We start from the raw sequence: 20,185 nt of genomic DNA on the forward strand, positions 1-20,185 counted from the left end.
GGTGAGCGAGCACCAGATCGTCCCCGCCCTCCATCTCTCCGGCCTCGTCAAGCACTTCGGGTCGACCCCGGCGGTCGCCGGTATCGACCTGATCGTGCCGTCCGGCTCGTTCTACGGCCTCGTGGGCCCGAACGGCGCCGGCAAGACCACCACGCTGTCGATGGCGACGGGCCTTCTGCGTCCCGACGCGGGCGGCGCCTGGGTGCACGGGATCGACGTGTGGCGGGACCCGGTGGCCGCCAAACGCGTCATCGGCAACCTGTCCGACGGCATCCGACTCTTCGACCGCCTCACCGGCGAGCAGCTCATCACCTACACGGCCATGATGTTCGGGCTGCCGCGCGCCGAGATCGCGCCGCGCGTCTCGGATCTCCTGGATCTCATGGATCTTCGCCCCGCCGCGGGGACGATCGTCGCCGACTACTCCGCGGGTATGACCAAGAAGGTCGCGCTCGCCTGCGCGCTGGTGCACGCACCCCGTCTCCTCGTCCTCGACGAGCCGTTCGAATCGGTCGATCCCGTCTCTGCGGCGAACATCGAGGACGTCCTGCGCAGCTACACCGCGTCGGGCGGATCGGTCATCGTCTCGAGCCATTCGATGGACCTCGTGCAGCGCATGTGCGATCACGTCGCCATCATCGCGGCGGGGCGGGTCCTCTCGTCCGGCACGATCGACGAGGTTCGCGCCGGGCAGAGTCTGCAGGACCGCTTCGTCGATCTCGTCGGCGGGCGTCACACGAGTGAGGGGCCGCAGTGGTTGCGACAGTCCTGAAGCTCCGGTACCGCGCGCTCTTCAACACTCTCGCCCGTCGACCCTGGCAGCTCGTCGGCTTCATCGCCGGCGCGCTGTGGGGAATCGGCATCCTGATCTCCGTCACCGCCGGCATCGTCTCGCTGAGCCTGGCCGGATCGCTCGACGCCTCGGCCGCCGTGAGCATCATCGGCGGCAGCGCGCTCGTGCTCGGGTGGGTCGTGGGGCCGATCGTCGTGGCGGGGATGGACACGGCGATCGACGCGCGTCGCCTCGCGCCGTACCCGTTCAGCCGTCGTCAGACGATGCTCGCGCTCGCCGGGACGGCCGCGACCGGGATCCCGGGCGTCGTGTCGACCCTCGTGGCGCTCATCTCCGTCATCCTGTGGGCGCGATGGCCGCTCGCGGCGCTCGCGGGAATCCCCGCGGCCCTGATCGGCGTGGCGATCTGCGTCGTCGCCTCCCGGCTCGTCGCCGAGCTCTCCGGTGGCGTCGGCGGCAATCGCCGCGGGCGCGAGCTGATCGGGACGCTCGTGCTGGTCGTCGTGATGCTCGCGGGACCGATCACCACGGGCATCCTCAGCCTGTTGGACGGGGGCGACGGATCGCTCGGCGAGAGGCTCGGCGCCGCGGCGGCGATCTTGCCGTGGACGCCGCTCGGAGCCGCGTGGGCGGTGGCGCCGGCCCTCGCCGCCGGGGAGGGCCTGCTCGCTCTCGCGCGCCTCGCGATCGCCCTCGCCGCTCTCGCCGCGCTCTGGTGGGCGTGGTCGCGCGCCATCGCCGGGGCGACGGCGTCTCCGGCCCGGCAGTCCAGCCGGCAGGTCGCCGCGGGCAAGCTCGGGCTGTTCGGGGTCATGCCGACCGGCGGAGTCGGTGCGACCTGGGCACGCTCGCTCAACGCCTGGCTGCGCGATCCACGGTATCTGCGCCAGCTTCTCGTGGTGCCGATCTTCCCGATCCTGTTCGCCTTCGTGAGCGGCGTCGACGGCTTCCTGTTCGCGGCGTCGCCGGTCCTCGTGGCGTTCGTGCTGGCCATCGCCTGCTACAGCGACATCTCCTACGACGGCACGGCGTACGCCACGGTGCTCGCAACGGGCGTGCGGGGCCGCGACGACCGTCTCGGGCGGCTCCTGGGAGCGGCGTGTCTCGGCATCCCCCTTGTCGTCGTGCTCACGGTCGCGACCAGCGTCCTGAGTGCGGATGCCGGGCGTCTCCCGCTCGTCCTCGGCACCGCCCTGGGGGTCCTCCTCACCGGGTACGGGGTGTCGGCCGTGACGTCCGCCATGATCATCTCGCCCGTCGCCGCGCCGGGGGACAGCCCGTTCAAGAGCGTCCCCGGTCAGACCTTCGTGGGCGGTCTTCTGGTGTTCGTCGTCTGGGCCGTCATCGCGGTGCTCTCGCTGCCCGTCCTCTTCCTCGCGGTCACGGGGATGGTTCAGGGACCTGCGGCGTGGGGCCTGCCGACGCTCGCCACGGGAGTCGTCGTCGGCGGCGGCATCGCCGCGCTGGGTGTCCACCTCGGCGGGCGGACCTTCGACCGGTCCGGTCCGGAACTGCTCGAGCGCATCCGGGCGCTGCCGTCATGACCGACCGCATCCTCGTCCTGGGCGGCACCGGGTGGGTGGGTCGCCGCGTCGCCGAGGCATGGCTCGAGCGCGGCGCCCGCGTGAGTGTGACGGCGCGCGGCGGTCGCGCTGCCCCCGCGGGCGCGGATCTCGTCGTCACCGACCGGGACCTGCCAGAGGCCTACGATGCGCTGGCCGGGACCGAATGGGACGAGATCGTCGACGTCTCCTCGGTTCCCGCACACGTCGCGCAGGCGGCATCCGCTCTCGGTGATCGCGCGGCGCACGCCACGTACATCTCGAGCGTGTCGGTCTACGCCGACGCGACCCGGGTAGGCGCCGACGAGCGGGCGGCGATCATCGAGCCCCTGGGCGAGGCGGATGCCTACGACTACGCGCGAGCCAAAGTCGCCGCCGAGGGTGAGGCGGCGGCTCTCGGCGCCCGCGTCTCAGTGATCCGACCAGGGTTGATCGTCGGCCCGGGGGACCCGACGGACCGCTTCGGCTACTGGCCGGCCCGGTTCTCAGCCGCGGGCGCAGAGGCGGTCCTCGTTCCCGAAGCGACCGCTCTCCGTGCACAGGTGATCGACGTGGATGACCTGGTGTCCTTCGTCGTCGCCTCGGGGGCACGCGGATTCGACGGCCTGGTCGATGCGGTTGGCCCCTCCCACCCGTTGGCGGAGGTCGTCACCGTCGCGCGGGATGCCGCGGGCCACACCGGCGAGGTGCACACCGCTCCCGCCGACTGGCTCGAGCGTCACGGGATCGCGCATTGGGCGGGACCGAGATCGCTCCCGCTGTGGCTGCCGGCCGACATGCCGGGCTTCGCATCGCGAAGCGGTGCGGCCTACCGGGCGGCGGGGGGCAGAACCCGTCCGCTCGCCGAGACGGTCGCCCGCGTCCTCGAGGACGAACGCGAGCGCGGTGTCGCGCGCTCCAGGACGTCGGGGCTCGAGCGCGCCGAGGAACTCGCGCTCATCGAGGCGCTGCGCGCCGAGCGCTGACCTCGATTTGCGGCAACGGATGCCGCGGCGATACCGTCGCGGTATGTCCTCGCCCGCGACCCTCACCGTCTCGACGGTGGTCCGCGCGCGTCGACGTCTGGGCGACCGCCGACGCTAGGCGACCCCTCCCGCTCTCCGCGCACGACGGATCGAGCCGCAGGTGTCGCCGTCTTCGGCCCCGCTCACTCCAGACAATAAGGTTGAATCCATGACCTTCTCGGTCGCCGTCTCCGGCGCTTCCGGCTATGCGGGTGGAGAGATCCTCCGCCTCCTCGCGTCGCATCCCGACGTCGAGATCCGCACCGTCACGGCCCACTCGAACGCCGGACAGCCCCTCATCGACCACCAGCCGCACCTGCGGTCCCTCGCGCACCTGACGCTGCAGGACACGACCCCCGAGGTCCTTTCGGGGCACGACGTCGTCTTCCTCGCCCTGCCGCACGGCCAGTCCGCGCAGTACACCGAGATGCTCGAGGACGTTCCGCTCGTCATCGACGCCGGCGCGGACCACCGCCTCACCGATCCGTCCGCGTGGAACGCGTTCTACGGGGGAGCGTTCTCCGAGCCGTGGGCGTACGGGGTTCCTGAGCTCCCCGTCGGGAGCGCGAAGCAACGGGGCGCCCTCGTCGGCGCGCGGCGCGTCGCGGCCCCCGGCTGCAACGCCTCCACCGTCTCGTTGAGCCTCGCACCCGGCGTCGCCGCCGGCGTCATCGATCCGGGTGACATCGTCACCGTGCTCGCCGTCGGACCCTCCGGGGCAGGCAAGAGCCTCAAGACGAACCTCCTGGCGTCGGAGATCCTCGGCACCGCCAACCCGTACGCGGTCGGCGGCACGCACCGGCACATCCCCGAGATCCGGCAGGCGCTCGCCGCGGCTGCGCCGACCGAGGCGGACATCCGCATCTCGTTCACCCCGGTGCTCGTCCCCATGGCGCGCGGCATCCTCGCCACCTCGACCGCCCCCATCGCGCACGGTGTCACCGACGCGCAGATCCGGGGCGCGTGGGAGTCCGCGTACGCCGACGAGCCGTTCGTGCACCTCCTGCCCGAGGGCTCGTTCCCACGGACGGCCGACGTGCTGGGCGCGAATACGGCCCTCCTCGGACTCGCGATCGATCGGGCGGCAGGTCGCGTCGTCGTGGTCGCGGCCGTCGACAACCTCGTCAAGGGCACCGCCGGTGCCGCGATCCAATCGATGAACATCGCCCTCGGTCTCACCGAGACGACGGGCCTGAGCGTGAACGGGGTGGCACCGTGAGCGTCACGGCAGCACAGGGATTCGAGGCGGCCGGCGTCGCCGTCGGATTGAAGTCGACCGGGGCGAACGATGTCGCCGTCGTCGTGAACCGCGGGCCCAAGAAGGTCGGTGCGGCCGTCTTCACGACCAACCGCGCCAAGGCCAACCCGATCCTGTGGTCGCAGCAGGCCATCGGGGACGGCGTCGTCGAGGCGATCGTCCTGAACTCCGGGGGAGCGAACTGCTTCACCGGCACGTTCGGGTTCCAGACCACGCACCAGACCGCCGAGAAGGCCGCCGAGCTCCTCGGCATCGGCGCCGGTGACGTGCTCGTCTGCTCGACCGGTCTCATCGGCACCGGTGACGAGGTCTTCCGCGGCAAGGTCCTCGACGGCGTCGAGAAGGGGGTCGCCGCCCTCTCCGCCGACGGGGGAGAGGCGGCATCCCTCGCCATCATGACCACCGACTCCCGTCCCAAGCGCGCCGTCGTTTCGCAGGACGGCTGGACCATCGGCGGCATGGCCAAGGGCGCCGGCATGCTCGCTCCGGGCCTCGCGACGATGCTCGTCGTCATCACGACCGACGCTGACCTGGATGCCGCGGCCGCCGACGCCGCGCTCCGCGAGGCCACACGGGTCAGCTTCGACCGGCTCGACTCCGACGGCTGCATGTCGACGAACGACCAGGTGACGCTCCTCGCGAGCGGGGCCAGCGGCATCCGTCCCGAGCCTGCCGCCTTCGCGCTCGCACTCGCCGAGCTCTGCCTGGACCTCGCCGCGCAGCTGCAGGGGGATGCCGAGGGCGCCAGCCACGACATCACGATCGAGATCGTCGGCGCCGAGAACGAGGCGGACGCCGTCACGGTGGGCCGCTCGATCGCGCGCAACAACCTCTTCAAGGCCGCCATCTTCGGCAACGACCCGAACTGGGGCCGTGTGCTGGCGGCGATCGGGACGACGGATGCCGCCTTCGACCCGTACGACGTCGACGTGTTGTTCAACGGGGTCCGGGTCTGCACCGCCGGGGGACCCGACCGCCCCCGCGAGGAGGTCGACCTGACTCCCCGCGCGACGCACATCCTCGTCGACCTGCGCGTCGGTCAGGCGGCGGCGACGATCCTCACCAACGACCTGACGCACGACTACGTCCACGAGAACAGCGCCTATTCGTCATGACCGACATCCAGCAGACCACGCCCGAAGAGGCCGCCGGCAAGGCCGCGGTCCTCGTCGAATCCCTGCCCTGGCTCCAGCGCTTCCGCGATCAGATCGTCGTCATCAAGTACGGCGGCAACGCGATGGTCAGCGAGGAGCTGCAGGCCGCCTTCGCCGAGGACATCGCCTACCTGCACCACGTCGGGGTGAAACCCGTCGTCGTGCACGGCGGCGGACCGCAGATCTCGACCATGCTCGACCGCCTCGACATCTCCAGCGAGTTCAAGGGCGGCTACCGCGTCACGAGCACCGAGGCGATCGGGGTCGTCCGCATGGTGCTCGCCGGGCAGATCAACCCCCAGCTGGTGTCGCGCATCAACGCGCACGGATCGTTCGCCACCGGGATGTCGGGGGAGGACGCCGGACTCTTCCAAGGACGCCGTCGCGGTGTCGTGGTCGACGGAGCCGAACACGACCTCGGGCACGTGGGCGACGTCGTCGGCGTCGACCCGACGGCCATCCTCGACCACCTCGCCGCCGACCGGGTGCCGGTCGTCTCGTCGATCGCGCCGGACGTCGACGCACCGGGCAGCTCCTTGAACGTCAACGCGGATGCCGCGGCTGCGGCGCTCGCCGTCGCTCTCGGCGCGGTCAAGCTCGTCATCCTCACCGACGTCGCCGGCCTCTACGCCGATTGGCCCAACCGCGACTCCCTCGTCTCGCACCTGACGGCCATGGAGCTGCGCGCCCTGGTACCGAGCCTCGAGTCGGGGATGATCCCGAAGATGCAGGCCTGCCTCGACGCGGTCGACGGCGGCGTCGATCGCGCGGCGATCATCGATGGACGCCAGCCGCACTCGGTGCTCGTCGAACTCTTCACACAACGCGGAATCGGAACAGAGGTGGTGGCGGGATGACCGCGCAGACGACGGTGAGCTGGAAGGACGACGCAGCGCGCGACCTCGTCCTCAACTCGGGGGACCGGTTCGCTCTGCTCGTGCGCGGCGAAGGCGCGCACCTGTGGGACGACGAAGGCACCCGATACCTCGACTTCCTCGGCGGCATCGCCGTGATCTCCCTGGGTCACGCGCACCCCGTGTTCGTGCAGGCCGTCGCCGAGCAGGCCGCGACGCTCGGGCACGTCTCGAACTACTTCGCCACGCCGCCGCAGCTCGGTCTCGCCGCTCGGCTGAAGCGGCTCGCCGGCACAGGGGACTCCGGCCGGGTCTACTTCGGCAACTCCGGCGCGGAGGCCAACGAGGCCGCCTTCAAGCTTGCGCGCCTCCACGGCGGCACCGACCGCCCCCGCATCCTCGCGCTCAAGAACGCCTTCCACGGTCGCACGATGGGGACGCTCGCCCTCACCGGCAAGCCCGCCATGCAGCAGCCCTTCGAGCCCATGGTCCCGGGAGTCGAGTTCCTCGACTCCACGATCGAGGCGCTCGAAGAGGCCATCGACGACCGCGTCGCGGCGCTGTTCGTCGAGCCGATCAAGGGCGAGGCGGGGGTGCTCGATCTCCCCGAGGGCTACCTCGCGGCCGCGCGGGAGATCACCCGTCGCCATGGCGCGCTGCTGATCATCGACGAGATCCAGACCGGAGCGGGGCGCACCGGCGCATGGTTCGCGTTCCAGCACACCGGCATCACCCCGGATGCGATCACCGTCGCCAAGGGCATCGGCAACGGCATCCCGATCGGCGCCCTCATCACCTTCGGTGCCGCGAGCGAGCTCTTCTACCCGGGCACCCACGGATCCACGTTCGGCGGCAACCCGCTCGCGACGGCCGTGGCGTCCGCGGTCCTCGACGAGATCGAGAACGCCGGCCTCGTCGAGGCGGCGGCAGAGCGCGGCCGCCAGGTCCGCGACGCCGTCGGCGCGATCGGCTCGGCACTGGTGGAGGGATGCCGCGGCCAGGGGCTGCTGATCGGCGTCGCCCTCCGGCATCCCGTCGCCGGCGCCGTGGTCGCCGCTGCCCAGCAGCACGGCCTGATCATCAACGCCGCCAACGACTCGACGATCCGTCTCGCCCCGGCGCTCACGATCGGCGACGTCGAGATCGACGAGTTCCAGACCCTGTTCGCCCGCTCCCTCGCGACTGTCGAGGACGCCCTCATGCTCGACGACACGACCCACGACACTTCGGAGGCCTCCGCATGACCCGCCACCTGCTGCGCGACGACGACCTGACCCCGGCCGAGCAGGCCGAGATCCTCGACCTGGCCGTCGAGCTGAAGGCCGACCGCTGGAAGGAGAAGCCGCTCGCCGGTCCGCAGACGGTCGCCGTCATCTTCGACAAGTCGTCGACCCGTACGCGGGTGTCCTTCGCCGTCGGCATCGCGGACCTCGGCGGCTCGCCGCTCATCATCTCGACCGCGAACAGCCAGCTGGGCGGCAAGGAGACCCCCTCCGACACCGCCCGGGTGCTGGAGCGCCAGGTCGCCGCGATCGTGTGGCGCACGTACGCGCAGGCCGGGCTCGAGGAGATGGCGAAGGACACGCGCGTCCCCGTCGTCAACGCCCTGAGTGACGACTTCCACCCCTGTCAGCTGCTCGCCGACCTGCTCACGATCCGCGAGCACAAGGGCGAGCTGAAGGGTCTCACCCTCGCTTTCTTCGGTGACGGGCTCTCCAACATGGCGCACTCCTACGCGCTTGCAGGTGTTACGGCCGGCATGCACGTGCGCATCGCCTCGCCGGAGGACTACGCACCCCGTGAGGACGTCGTCGCCGACGCCGACCGCCGCGCCGCCGAAACCGGCGGATCCCTCACCCTCTACACCGACCCGAACGAGGCCGCCTCCGGTGCGGACGTCATCGTGACCGACACGTGGGTGTCGATGGGCAAGGAAGAGGAGAAGATCGCGCGCCTGCGGGATCTCGGCTCCTACAAGGTGACGCAGGAGACGATGGTGCTCGCTCAGGACGACGCCGTCTTCATCCACTGCCTCCCCGCCGACCGCGGGTACGAGGTGGACGCCGACGTCATCGACGGACCGCAGAGCGTCGTCTGGGATGAGGCGGAGAACCGCCTGCACGCGCAGAAGGCGCTGCTGGTGTGGCTGTTGCGGCAGAGCTGACCCGAACCTGGTGGAGCTGGAACGGCCCTGCCAGGCTCCACGGCATCGACCTCGCCCGCGCGCTCGCGGTGTTCGGCATGCTCGCTGCGCACCTGCTCACCATCGAGGAGCCCCTGGCCCTCACGGACCCGTCGACGTGGGCCGACCTCGTCAACGGCCGATCGTCGATCTTGTTCGCCACCCTCGCGGGAGTCTCGATCGCGCTGATGACCGGCGGGCGGACGCCGCATCGCGGGGCGCGACTGGGCGTGAGCCGCAAGCGCCTCGCGGTCCGCGCCGTCGCGCTCTGGCTGATCGGGGTGCTCCTCACGCAGACGGGTGTGCCGATCTACGTCATCCTCCAGGCCTACGGCATCCTCTTCCTCCTCGCCCTCCCGCTCCTCGCCCTGTCGATACGCGCGCTCTGGGGCATCGCGGCATCCGTCGCGCTCGTGATGCCGTGGGTCCTGCCGTTCCTCGACGCGCTCCCGGTGTGGGAGGGCGAGTCGGGGAGGCAGTTCTTCCTGTTCACGGGATGGGCGTATCCGTTCCCGCTGTGGATCGCGTTCGTCGTCGCCGGCATCGCCATCGGACGCACGGACCTCCGCATCCTGTCCGTGCAGGTGACGATCCTCGCGGCGGGCGTTGCCGCCGTGGTGGTCGGCGGCATCATCTCGATCGTCGCCGAGGCGAGCGGTATGACGTCGCCGGGAACCTACGGCGAGGCGGCGCTCTCCGCGGAGGCCCACAGCGGCGGGCTCGCGGAGGTCATCGGCTCGGGGGGATTCGCCCTGGCGGTCCTCGGAGCCTGCCTGCTCCTGTGCCGCACGCCGATCACGTGGCTGGTCGCCCCCCTCCGTGCGGTCGGGTCCATGCCGTTGACCGCCTACGTGGGGCAGGTCCTCGTCTGGGCCGTCATCGCGCTCGGCGTCTTCGATGACACGACCGACCTGCAGGCGTTCCGTGATCTCGGACTCTTCTGGTGGTTCTGCCTGGGAGCCGTCGTCTTCTGCACAGCATGGGCGCTACTGTGCGGCCGGGGGCCCTTGGAACGCGCGCTGGCCTTCCTGTCCCGCACACTGGTGCCCGGATGGAACCTCGACCCCGCCGATAGGGTGGTCACGTGAGTGAGAGCAAGAGCGACGCGACGAACCAGGGTGCACTGTGGGGCGGACGCTTCGCCACCGGCCCGTCTCCGGAGCTCGTCGAATCTGAGTCGATCCACGCATTTCGACTGGGCTCTGGCCCACTACGACCTGGCGGGCTCCCACGCGCATGCGCGTGCGCTCGCCGCCGCCGGATACCTGACGGCCGAGGAAGAGTCGCGGATGCATGCCGGGTTGGACGCGCTCGGTGACGCCCTGCGTTCCGGTGACCTGGTGGCCGTGGAGTCCGACGAAGACGTCCACGGTGCGCTCGAAGCCGCCCTGATCCGTGAGGTCGGTTCCGAGCTGGGTGGCAAGCTCCGCGCCGGCCGCAGTCGCAATGATCAGATCGCGACACTGGTGCGACTGTTCCTCCTCGACCACTCGCGGGTGATCGCGCGGGACATCGTGCGCGTCGTCGACGCGATCGTCGCTCAAGCCGAGGCCCACTCGACGGCCATCATGCCGGGGCGGACACATCTCCAGCACGCCCAGCCCGTGCTTCTCGCGCATCACCTGCAGGCGCATGCCTGGCCCCTCGTCCGCGACCTGGAACGGCTGCGGGACTGGACGGCCCGGGCATCGGTCTCGCCCTACGGCGGGGGAGCGCTCGCCGGTGCGACGTTCGGTCTCGACGCCCACGCCGTGGCGCAGGACCTCGGTCTGGCGCGGCCGGCCGAGAACTCGATGGACGGGACGTCGGCGCGCGACGTGGTGGCGGAGTTCGCCTTCATCGCCGCGATGATCGGCGTCGACATCTCCCGCTTCGCCGAGGACATCATCATCTGGAACACGCGCGAGTTCTCGTTCGTACGCCTGGACGACGGCTTCTCGACGGGCTCGAGCATCATGCCCCAGAAGAAGAATCCCGACATCGCGGAGCTCGCTCGGGGAAAATCCGGCCGCTTGATCGGCAACCTCACCGGCCTGCTCGCCACGCTGAAGGCTCTCCCTCTCGCGTACAACCGCGATCTGCAGGAGGACAAGGAGCCCGTCTTCGACTCGGTGACGACGCTCGAAGTCCTTCTCCCGGCGTTCGCGGGGATGATCGCGACTCTCCGTTTCGACACCGACCGGATGACGGCATCCGCTCCCGAGGGATTCTCGTTGGCGACCGACGTGGCGGATTGGCTCGTCAAGCGCGGCGTTCCGTTCCGTGACGCGCACGAGATCTCCGGCGCGTTGGTGCAGGCCTGCGAGCAGCGGGGGATCGGTCTCGAGGATGCGGACGACGCGCTGTTGGCTGAGGTCTCGCCGCATCTCGAGCCGGCCGTGCGGGACGTCCTCACGGTCGAGGGGTCTGTGGCCAGCCGTGACGGCGTGGGCGGCACCGCTCCCGTGCGGGTGGGTGAGCAGCGTTCGGCGTTGGTGTCCCGGGTGCAGGACCTCGCACGCGAACTCGACATCTGATCCCGCTTATACCGGCGATAAAATAAGCAAAAAGCTTATTGCGCTGCGATGATAAGCGCCGTAGCATGCCGACATGCCCTCTCACGTCGCCGTGATCGCCGACATCGTCGGGTCCCGCACCCTGACCGATCGCGCCGGTGCCCAGCGCGCGATCATCGCTTCGTCGCATCAGGTACATGCGGATCACCCGGTCTCCGTCTCCCCGCTCGCCGCCACGGTCGGTGACGAATTCCAGGCGGTGTACCCCGACCTGCCCGCGGCGCTCGCCTCGCTGCTGCTCCTGCAGCTCCACCTCCCGGAGGGCATCCAGCTCAGGTTCGGACTCGGAGTAGGTGCGGTCGATCGCGTCGACGACGGCATCACCGATGGGCCCGGCTGGTGGGCCGCGCGTGCTGCGATCGAGCATGCTCATCGACTGCAGGACCGCGCCGTGCCGCACGCGCGCACGCGCATCGCGACGGAACAGGGACAGGATGCCGTCATGACCGAACGCATCGCTTACGCCAACGCGTACGTTCTGGCGCGCGACGAGCTCGTGTCGGCCATGAGCGGGCGCACCCGCCGACTCACGTACGGCCGGTGCCTCGGACGCACGCAGCGGGAGTTGGCGGAGGCGGAAGGGATCACCCAGCCCGCCGTCTCGCAAGCTCTCTCCGCTGCGGGTTCCGCCGCCCTCGTTGCGGGTTTCACCGATCTGTCGACGGATCCGTCGTGATCGGCGCCGGCATCGTCCTGCTCGGGGTCGGTCTCGCGGACCTCATCCGTCGTCATGCGCCCGCGCGGCTGAGAGCGTTGCTCTACATCGTGGCGTTCCTCCTCGTCCTCGTCGGCGCCTCCGGAGCGGATGCCGCGGTCTGGGCATTCGCCGCGACCGGTGTCGCCTCGATGTGGGTGGTCACGACGCCCGGTTCGACAGGAGGTCGGGCCGGCCTCTGGCCCCTGATCGTCGTCGCGCTGGTCGCACTGGTTGCGGTCGCCGTCACGGGTGTCCGTGACGATCAGGGTCCGCTCGGAGCGATCTGGCCGACCGGCTCCCCGCTCGGCGCGGTGAGTCTCGACGTCGGCGTCTTCGTGATCGGTGCCCTCGCGTTCCTCACCGAGTCGGGCAACGTCGTCGTGCGGGCGGCACTGCGCGGTGGCGAGGTCGCGTCCGACGCCCCGACGATCCTCAAGGGCGGGCGCCTGATCGGCCCGCTCGAGCGCGTCCTGGTGTTCGCGCTGACGGGGACCGGCGCGTTCACGCTCCTCGCCGCCGTGCTCGCCGCGAAGGGCATCGTGCGCTTTCCCGAGATCTCGCGCGACACCGACCTCGGTACGCGCGCGGAGTACTTCCTCATCGGCAGTCTCGTCAGCTGGGTGACCGCGCTCGGAGCGGCGTTCCTCCTGTGGTGGGGCACCGCCGCCTGACCCTTGTCGCGGAAGCCGGGGTCTGCGTGCCGCATCCCACCGTCGACCGCATCGACGACACGGTCGCTCTCGCGGTCGCCGCAGGTGGGGGAGCAGATGGGCGAGATCCAGCTCCTCGACGAACGCTCGCGCCGGGTCTATCTGCGCGACTCCGAGGGGAACGTCATCGGCCTGTACGACGAGGTGGCGGCGGACTGATCAGCCGTGGCCCCGCTGATAGCCTGGAAGACGTGTCTGAATCCGTATCGAGCGCCGATCTGACGGCGCTCGCGCCCGCCAACGACCCGTCTTTCGCCAACGTGTGGGACGAGATCGTCTGGCGCGGCCTCGTGCACGTGTCGACCGACGAAGCGTCGCTTCGCGACCTCCTCTCCGGATCGCCGATCACGTACTACTGCGGCTTCGACCCGACGGCGCCGAGCCTGCATCTCGGCAACCTCGTGCAGCTCCTCCTCCTGCGGCGTCTGCAGCTCGCCGGGCACAAGCCGCTCGGACTCGTGGGTGGATCGACCGGTCTCATCGGCGATCCGCGGCCCACGGCGGAGCGGACGCTCAACACTCGAGAGACCGTGACCGAGTGGGTCGAGCGGCTGCGGGGCCAGGTGGAACGGTTCCTGAGCTTCGAGGGCGAGAACGCGGCCCGGCTCGTGAACAACCTCGACTGGACCGCGCCGATGAGCGCGATCGACTTCCTGCGCGAGATCGGCAAGCACTACCGGGTCGGCACGATGCTTAAGAAGGATGCCGTCGCCGCCCGCCTCAACTCCGACGCGGGCATCAGCTACACCGAGTTCAGCTACCAGATCCTGCAGGGGATGGACTACCTCGAGCTGTACCGCCAGTACGACTGCGTCCTGCAGACGGGTGGCAGCGACCAGTGGGGGAACCTGACGAGTGGGACGGATCTGATCCACCGCGTCGAGGGGACGTCCGTGCATGCCATCGGCACGCCGCTGATCACCAACAGCGACGGGACGAAGTTCGGCAAAAGCGAGGGCAACGCGGTGTGGCTGGATGCCGACATGTGCAGCCCGTACCGGATGTACCAGTTCTGGCTCAACACCGATGATGCCGACGTCGTCGCTCGCCTGAAGGTGTTCACGTTCCTGACGCGCGCCGACATCGAGGAGTACGAGCGGCTGGTCGCCGACGAGCCCTTCCGGCGTGCGGCGCAGCGTCGTCTCGCGATGGAGGTCACGACGACGGTGCATGGAGCGGATGCCGCGAATGCGGTCGCCGCCGCGTCCGACGCACTCTTCGGGCAGGGGGATCTCACCGCCCTCGACGCCCCCACGCTCCGCTCTGCGCTCGAGGAGCTGCCGCACGTGGCGACGGCCGGGGAGATCCCGGTCGTACAGGCGCTCCTGGACACCGGCTTGGTCTCCAGTGCGAGCGAGGCGCGACGCGCGATCTCGCAGGGAGGTGTCTCCGTCGACGGTGTGAAGGTCGTCGACGAGGGGCAGGTCATCACGGGTTCGCTCCCCGGTGGCGTCTCCGTGCTCCGGCGCGGCAAGAAGACGATGGCCGGCGTGTTCGTGTCCTGACGAATGGCCCTCTCCGAGGCCGCTCTTCCCGATCCGTGGGGGGAGCGGCCTCTGTTGTTTGGGCTCCTGATCAGCGCGACACGCCCGGGATGCGGGCGTGATTTGCCGGACCTGCGGGAGCCGCGTAACTTATTACTTGTTCGCCCCACAGGGAAGAGCGAGAGACCGAAAGGCCTCCGGCCCCCTCAAGCGGAGAACCACATCCATCCCAAACCTCTCCTAGAGAGAACAAGACCTTGTGGTCTAGGATGGGGACTCCACCTCGAAGCCCCGTGGTGATGAGCCCGACACGATCTCCTGATCGTTGCGTGCCGTCTCGTTCGGGAGTCGAGCGAAGAGTGTGACGTTGCCTCACTACGAAGCCCTGCGGGGTGGTGTGGGAGCATCCGATCCTTGAGAACTCAACAGCGTGCACTTGTCAAATGCCAAATAACCTCGATCTCAGCTTTGGCTGAGGTGAGATTCCTTTGGATCAAAGTCCGGCACTTCGGTGTCGGCAACGGATAGTCAGCAATGATTTATCTCTTTGGTCAGTTCAAACTCGCTGCTTCGGCCTATTCCGGTCGTTGTCAGTATTTTTCTTTTACGGAGAGTTTGATCCTGGCTCAGGATGAACGCTGGCGGCGTGCTTAACACATGCAAGTCGAACGGTGAAGCAGAGCTTGCTCTGTGGATCAGTGGCGAACGGGTGAGTAACACGTGAGCAACCTGCCCCTGACTCTGGGATAAGCGCTGGAAACGGCGTCTAATACTGGATATGAGCTGCGATCGCATGGTCAGCAGTTGGAAAGATTTTTCGGTCTGGGATGGGCTCACGGCCTATCAGCTTGTTGGTGAGGTAATGGCTCACCAAGGCGTCGACGGGTAGCCGGCCTGAGAGGGTGACCGGCCACACTGGGACTGAGACACGGCCCAGACTCCTACGGGAGGCAGCAGTGGGGAATATTGCACAATGGGCGAAAGCCTGATGCAGCAACGCCGCGTGAGGGATGACGGCCTTCGGGTTGTAAACCTCTTTTAGCAGGGAAGAAGCGAAAGTGACGGTACCTGCAGAAAAAGCGCCGGCTAACTACGTGCCAGCAGCCGCGGTAATACGTAGGGCGCAAGCGTTATCCGGAATTATTGGGCGTAAAGAGCTCGTAGGCGGTTTGTCGCGTCTGCTGTGAAATCCCGAGGCTCAACCTCGGGTCTGCAGTGGGTACGGGCAGACTAGAGTGCGGTAGGGGAGATTGGAATTCCTGGTGTAGCGGTGGAATGCGCAGATATCAGGAGGAACACCGATGGCGAAGGCAGATCTCTGGGCCGTTACTGACGCTGAGGAGCGAAAGGGTGGGGAGCAAACAGGCTTAGATACCCTGGTAGTCCACCCCGTAAACGTTGGGAACTAGTTGTGGGGTCCATTCCACGGACTCCGTGACGCAGCTAACGCATTAAGTTCCCCGCCTGGGGAGTACGGCCGCAAGGCTAAAACTCAAAGGAATTGACGGGGACCCGCACAAGCGGCGGAGCATGCGGATTAATTCGATGCAACGCGAAGAACCTTACCAAGGCTTGACATATACGAGAACGGGCCAGAAATGGTCAACTCTTTGGACACTCGTAAACAGGTGGTGCATGGTTGTCGTCAGCTCGTGTCGTGAGATGTTGGGTTAAGTCCCGCAACGAGCGCAACCCTCGTTCTATGTTGCCAGCACGTAATGGTGGGAACTCATGGGATACTGCCGGGGTCAACTCGGAGGAAGGTGGGGATGACGTCAAATCATCATGCCCCTTATGTCTTGGGCTTCACGCATGCTACAATGGCCGGTACAAAGGGCTGCAATACCGCGAGGTGGAGCGAATCCCAAAAAGCCGGTCCCAGTTCGGATTGAGGTCTGCAACTCGACCTCATGAAGTCGGAGTCGCTAGTAATCGCAGATCAGCAACGCTGCGGTGAATACGTTCCCGGGTCTTGTACACACCGCCCGTCAAGTCATGAAAGTCGGTAACACCTGAAGCCGGTGGCCCAACCCTTGTGGAGGGAGCCGTCGAAGGTGGGATCGGTAATTAGGACTAAGTCGTAACAAGGTAGCCGTACCGGAAGGTGCGGCTGGATCACCTCCTTTCTAAGGAGCACTGCACTCTTCGGAGTGACAGAGCCGGTTTCGAGACGAATGTTCTCGACCGGAGCTCATGGGTGGAACATTTGACGAGGTGTCGGAGGGTGACTTCCGGATCTAGTACGACCTTCGGGTTTGGAACGGTTCGGGGTGAGGCTTCTGACACATGCACGCTGTTGGGTCCTGAGGGACCGGATGGAAGTCCGAACCTCTGGGCCTTTTCTTGTGCCGGCGATTGCTGGTGCGGGGAAGGTACCGCCCGTACTTTGAGAACTACACAGTGGACGCGAGCATCTTGCGAGCTGATCTTTTGATCGGTTCGTGAAAGATGATCTTAAAGATCATTAGTCAATTTCGATTGACGATTCAACTCATGTGATTTCAAGTCTTTAAGAGCAAACGGTGGATGCCTTGGCATCTGGAGCCGAAGAAGGACGTAGCAATCTGCGATAAGCCTCGGGGAACTGATAAGCAAGTTTTGATCCGAGGATGTCCGAATGGGGAAACCCCGCTGGGCGGCGTGCCGACCTAGTGACTCCCGCCTGAATATATAGGGCGGGTAGAGGGAACGTGGGGAAGTGAAACATCTCAGTACCCACAGGAAGAGAAAGCAACCGCGATTCCGTTAGTAGTGGCGAGCGAAACCGGAACAGGCTAAACCGAGTACGTGTGATATCCGGCAGGAGTTGCGTATTCGGGGTTGTGGGACTTTTCAGATAGTTCTGCCGAACTGTCGGCGTTACAAGAAGGTATAGACGAACCGCATTGAAAGGCGGGTCATAGAGGGTGCCAACCCCGTAGTCGAAATGCTTCTCTTGACGCGAAGAGTATCCCAAGTAGCACGGGGCCCGAGAAATCCCGTGTGAATCTGTCAGGACCACCTGATAAGCCTAAATACTCCCAGATGACCGATAGCGGACAAGTACCGTGAGGGAAAGGTGAAAAGTACCCCGGGAGGGGAGTGAAATAGTACCTGAAACCGTTTGCTTACAAACCGTTGGAGCCTCCTTAGTAGGGGTGACAGCGTGCCTTTTGAAGAATGAGCCTGCGAGTTAGCGATATGTGGCGAGGTTAACCCGTGTGGGGTAGCCGTAGCGAAAGCGAGTCTGAATAGGGCGATTCAGTCGCATGTCCTAGACCCGAAGCGAAGTGATCTATCCATGGCCAGGTTGAAGCGACGGTAAGACGTCGTGGAGGACCGAACCCACTTAGGTTGAAAACTGAGGGGATGAGCTGTGGATAGGGGTGAAAGGCCAATCAAACTTCGTGATAGCTGGTTCTCTCCGAAATGCATTTAGGTGCAGCGTTGCGTGTTTCTTGCCGGAGGTAGAGCTACTGGATGGCCGATGGGCCCTACAAGGTTACTGACGTCAGCCAAACTCCGAATGCCGGTAAGTGAGAGCGCAGCAGTGAGACTGTGGGGGATAAGCTTCATAGTCGAGAGGGAAACAACCCAGACCACCAACTAAGGTCCCAAAGCGCGTGCTAAGTGGGAAAGGATGTGGAGTTGCTGTGACAACCAGGAGGTTGGCTTAGAAGCAGCCACCCTTGAAAGAGTGCGTAATAGCTCACTGGTCAAGTGATTCCGCGCCGACAATGTAACGGGGCTCAAGCACGCCACCGAAGTTGTGGCATTGACATTATTGGTAGGCCTTCGTGGTCCAGCCGTGTTGATGGGTAGGAGAGCGTCGTGTGGCCAGCGAAGCGGCGGTGTGAACCAGCCGTGGAGGCTACACGAGTGAGAATGCAGGCATGAGTAGCGAAAGACGTGTGAGAAACACGTCCTCCGAAAGACCAAGGGTTCCAGGGTCAAGCTAATCTTCCCTGGGTAAGTCGGGACCTAAGGCGAGGCCGACAGGCGTAGTCGATGGACAACGGGTTGATATTCCCGTACCGGCGAAGAACCGCCCAAGCTAATCCAGTGGTGCTAAGAGTCCTAACCCGGCTGAGTGGATCCCTTCGGGGTGAAGCCGGCCGGTCTAACGCTCGACCCCGTTCTGGTGCGGCTAGCGTATTAACAGGTGTGACGCAGGAAGGTAGCCCAACCCGGGCGATGGTTGTCCCGGGGCAAGTGCGTAGGCCGAGAGATAGGCAAATCCGTCTCTCACATAGGCTGAGACACGATGCGGATAAAAAGTGGGTGATCCTATGCTGCCAAGAAAAGCATCGACGCGAGGTTCTAGCTGCCCGTACCCCAAACCGACTCAGGTGGTCAGGTAGAGAATACCAAGGAGATCGAGAGAATCGTGGTTAAGGAACTCGGCAAAATGCCCCCGTAACTTCGGGAGAAGGGGGGCCTTCCGCTTATTAGGATTTACTCCGAAAGGGCGTGGAGGCCGCAGAGACTAGTGGGTAGCGACTGTTTACTAAAAACACAGGTCCGTGCCAAGTCGCAAGACGATGTATACGGACTGACGCCTGCCCGGTGCTGGAAGGTTAAGAGGACCGGTTAGCCGCAAGGCGAAGCTGAGAATTTAAGCCCCAGTAAACGGCGGTGGTAACTATAACCATCCTAAGGTAGCGAAATTCCTTGTCGGGTAAGTTCCGACCTGCACGAATGGCGTAACGACTTCCCAACTGTCTCAACCGCGAACTCGGCGAAATTGCATTACGAGTAAAGATGCTCGTTACGCGCAGCAGGACGGAAAGACCCCGTGACCTTTACTACAGCTTGGTATTGGTGTTCGGTGTGGCTTGTGTAGGATAGGTGGGAGACTTTGAAGCGGTGACGCCAGTTACCGTGGAGTCATTGTTGAAATACCACTCTGGTCACTCTGGATATCTAACTTCGAACCGTAATCCGGTTCAGGGACAGTGCCTGGTGGGTAGTTTAACTGGGGCGGTTGCCTCCCAAAAAGTAACGGAGGCGCCCAAAGGTTCCCTCAACCTGGTTGGCAATCAGGTGGCGAGTGTAAGTGCACAAGGGAGCTTGACTGTGAGACTGACAGGTCGAGCAGGGACGAAAGTCGGGACTAGTGATCCGGCAGTGGCTTGTGGAAGCGCTGTCGCTCAACGGATAAAAGGTACCTCGGGGATAACAGGCTGATCTTGCCCAAGAGTCCATATCGACGGCATGGTTTGGCACCTCGATGTCGGCTCGTCGCATCCTGGGGCTGGAGTAGGTCCCAAGGGTTGGGCTGTTCGCCCATTAAAGCGGTACGCGAGCTGGGTTTAGAACGTCGTGAGACAGTTCGGTCCCTATCCGCTGCGCGCGTAGGAAATTTGAGAGGATCTGACCCTAGTACGAGAGGACCGGGTTGGACGAACCTCTGGTGTGCCAGTTGTTCTGCCAAGAGCACCGCTGGTTAGCTACGTTCGGGATGGATAACCGCTGAAAGCATCTAAGCGGGAAGCCGGCCTCAAGATGAGATTTCCATACCTTCGGGTGAGAGGCTCCCAGCCAGACTACTGGGTTGATAGGCCGGATGTGGAAGCGTGGTAACACGTGAAGCTGACCGGTACTAATAAGCCGATGACTTGATAACACACCGTTTAGGTGCTTGCGTCCACTGAGTGGTTCTCGATGTACGGTCGAGAACCGCATAACGAATAATCGTTGTGCAGACTGAAACATCAATAGTGTTTCGGCGGCCATAGCGTGAGGGAAACGCCCGGTTACATTCCGAACCCGGAAGCTAAGCCTCACAGCGCCGATGGTACTGCAGGGGGGACCCTGTGGGAGAGTAGGACACCGCCGGACTTCTTTCGTGAAATGGCCACCCAGAGTTGGGTGGCCATTTCTCGTTAACGCGTACGTGAGAGGACAGAGAGATGACGGACGAGCAGCGCCCTGAAAAGTCGGGCGGCAAACG

At 65.8% G+C, this 20,185-nt stretch carries 12 protein-coding genes, 3 rRNA genes and 1 pseudogene; all 16 read left to right on the forward strand.

All coding sequences use genetic code 11. The annotated features are described in order from the left end of the window. Position 1: 1 nt before the first annotated feature. The 16 genes and pseudogenes from QE428_RS09960 to rrf all read left to right on the forward strand — a co-directional run bounded on the left by QE428_RS09960 (position 2) and on the right by rrf (position 20,073). Positions 2-772, forward strand: coding sequence for an ABC transporter ATP-binding protein (locus tag QE428_RS09960; protein WP_133398247.1), 771 nt, complete (start codon positions 2-4; stop codon positions 770-772). Continuing rightward, positions 754-2,337, forward strand: a complete 1,584-nt coding sequence (locus QE428_RS09965; RefSeq protein ID WP_307468636.1) for a hypothetical protein — start codon at positions 754-756, stop codon at positions 2,335-2,337. Before QE428_RS09960 ends, QE428_RS09965 begins: the two co-directional genes overlap by 19 nt. After that, positions 2,334-3,320 (forward strand): NAD-dependent epimerase/dehydratase family protein, encoded by a 987-nt coding sequence (locus tag QE428_RS09970; protein WP_307468639.1) that lies wholly within the window; start codon positions 2,334-2,336, stop codon positions 3,318-3,320. The genes QE428_RS09965 and QE428_RS09970 overlap by 4 nt, the downstream gene beginning before the upstream one ends. 208 nt (positions 3,321-3,528) lie before the next feature. Then, positions 3,529-4,578, forward strand: coding sequence for an N-acetyl-gamma-glutamyl-phosphate reductase (gene argC / locus QE428_RS09975; RefSeq protein WP_307468642.1), 1,050 nt, complete (start codon positions 3,529-3,531; stop codon positions 4,576-4,578). Continuing rightward, entirely contained in the window at positions 4,575-5,732 is a 1,158-nt protein-coding gene (gene argJ, locus QE428_RS09980; protein WP_307468644.1) for a bifunctional glutamate N-acetyltransferase/amino-acid acetyltransferase ArgJ, read from the forward strand. The genes argC and argJ overlap by 4 nt, the downstream gene beginning before the upstream one ends. Beyond that, positions 5,729-6,628 (forward strand): acetylglutamate kinase, encoded by a 900-nt coding sequence (argB, locus tag QE428_RS09985; protein WP_307468647.1) that lies wholly within the window; start codon positions 5,729-5,731, stop codon positions 6,626-6,628. Before argJ ends, argB begins: the two co-directional genes overlap by 4 nt. Then, positions 6,625-7,869 (forward strand): acetylornithine transaminase, encoded by a 1,245-nt coding sequence (locus QE428_RS09990; protein ID WP_307468650.1) that lies wholly within the window; start codon positions 6,625-6,627, stop codon positions 7,867-7,869. Before argB ends, QE428_RS09990 begins: the two co-directional genes overlap by 4 nt. Beyond that, positions 7,866-8,789, forward strand: a complete 924-nt coding sequence (argF, locus tag QE428_RS09995) for an ornithine carbamoyltransferase (RefSeq protein ID WP_307468652.1) — start codon at positions 7,866-7,868, stop codon at positions 8,787-8,789. Before QE428_RS09990 ends, argF begins: the two co-directional genes overlap by 4 nt. Beyond that, on the forward strand, positions 8,768-9,895 hold the full coding sequence (locus QE428_RS10000; RefSeq protein WP_307468656.1) for a DUF418 domain-containing protein: 1,128 nt from the start codon (positions 8,768-8,770) through the stop codon (positions 9,893-9,895). The genes argF and QE428_RS10000 overlap by 22 nt, the downstream gene beginning before the upstream one ends. Further along, a pseudogene (gene argH, locus QE428_RS10005) lies at positions 9,892-11,323 on the forward strand (argininosuccinate lyase). The gene QE428_RS10000 and the pseudogene argH overlap by 4 nt, the downstream one beginning before the upstream one ends. A gap of 73 nt (positions 11,324-11,396) precedes the next feature. Beyond that, entirely contained in the window at positions 11,397-12,038 is a 642-nt protein-coding gene (locus tag QE428_RS10010; protein ID WP_307468659.1) for a SatD family protein, read from the forward strand. Continuing rightward, on the forward strand, positions 12,035-12,730 hold the full coding sequence (locus QE428_RS10015; RefSeq protein ID WP_307468662.1) for a hypothetical protein: 696 nt from the start codon (positions 12,035-12,037) through the stop codon (positions 12,728-12,730). The genes QE428_RS10010 and QE428_RS10015 overlap by 4 nt, the downstream gene beginning before the upstream one ends. 230 nt (positions 12,731-12,960) lie before the next feature. Then, positions 12,961-14,274, forward strand: a complete 1,314-nt coding sequence (tyrS, locus tag QE428_RS10020) for a tyrosine--tRNA ligase (protein ID WP_307468665.1) — start codon at positions 12,961-12,963, stop codon at positions 14,272-14,274. A gap of 582 nt (positions 14,275-14,856) precedes the next feature. After that, a 16S ribosomal RNA gene (locus QE428_RS10025) occupies positions 14,857-16,379 on the forward strand. Positions 16,380-16,752: 373 nt separating this feature from the next. After that, positions 16,753-19,858 (forward strand): 23S ribosomal RNA (locus QE428_RS10030). Between the two features lie 98 nt (positions 19,859-19,956). Continuing rightward, positions 19,957-20,073: ribosomal RNA gene (gene rrf / locus QE428_RS10035) — 5S ribosomal RNA — on the forward strand. The 16S, 23S and 5S rRNA genes sit together here, the layout of an rRNA operon. Positions 20,074-20,185: the final 112 nt, after the last annotated feature.

Source organism: Microbacterium sp. SORGH_AS_0505 (assembly GCF_030818715.1).
GTDB lineage: Bacteria > Actinomycetota > Actinomycetes > Actinomycetales > Microbacteriaceae > Microbacterium.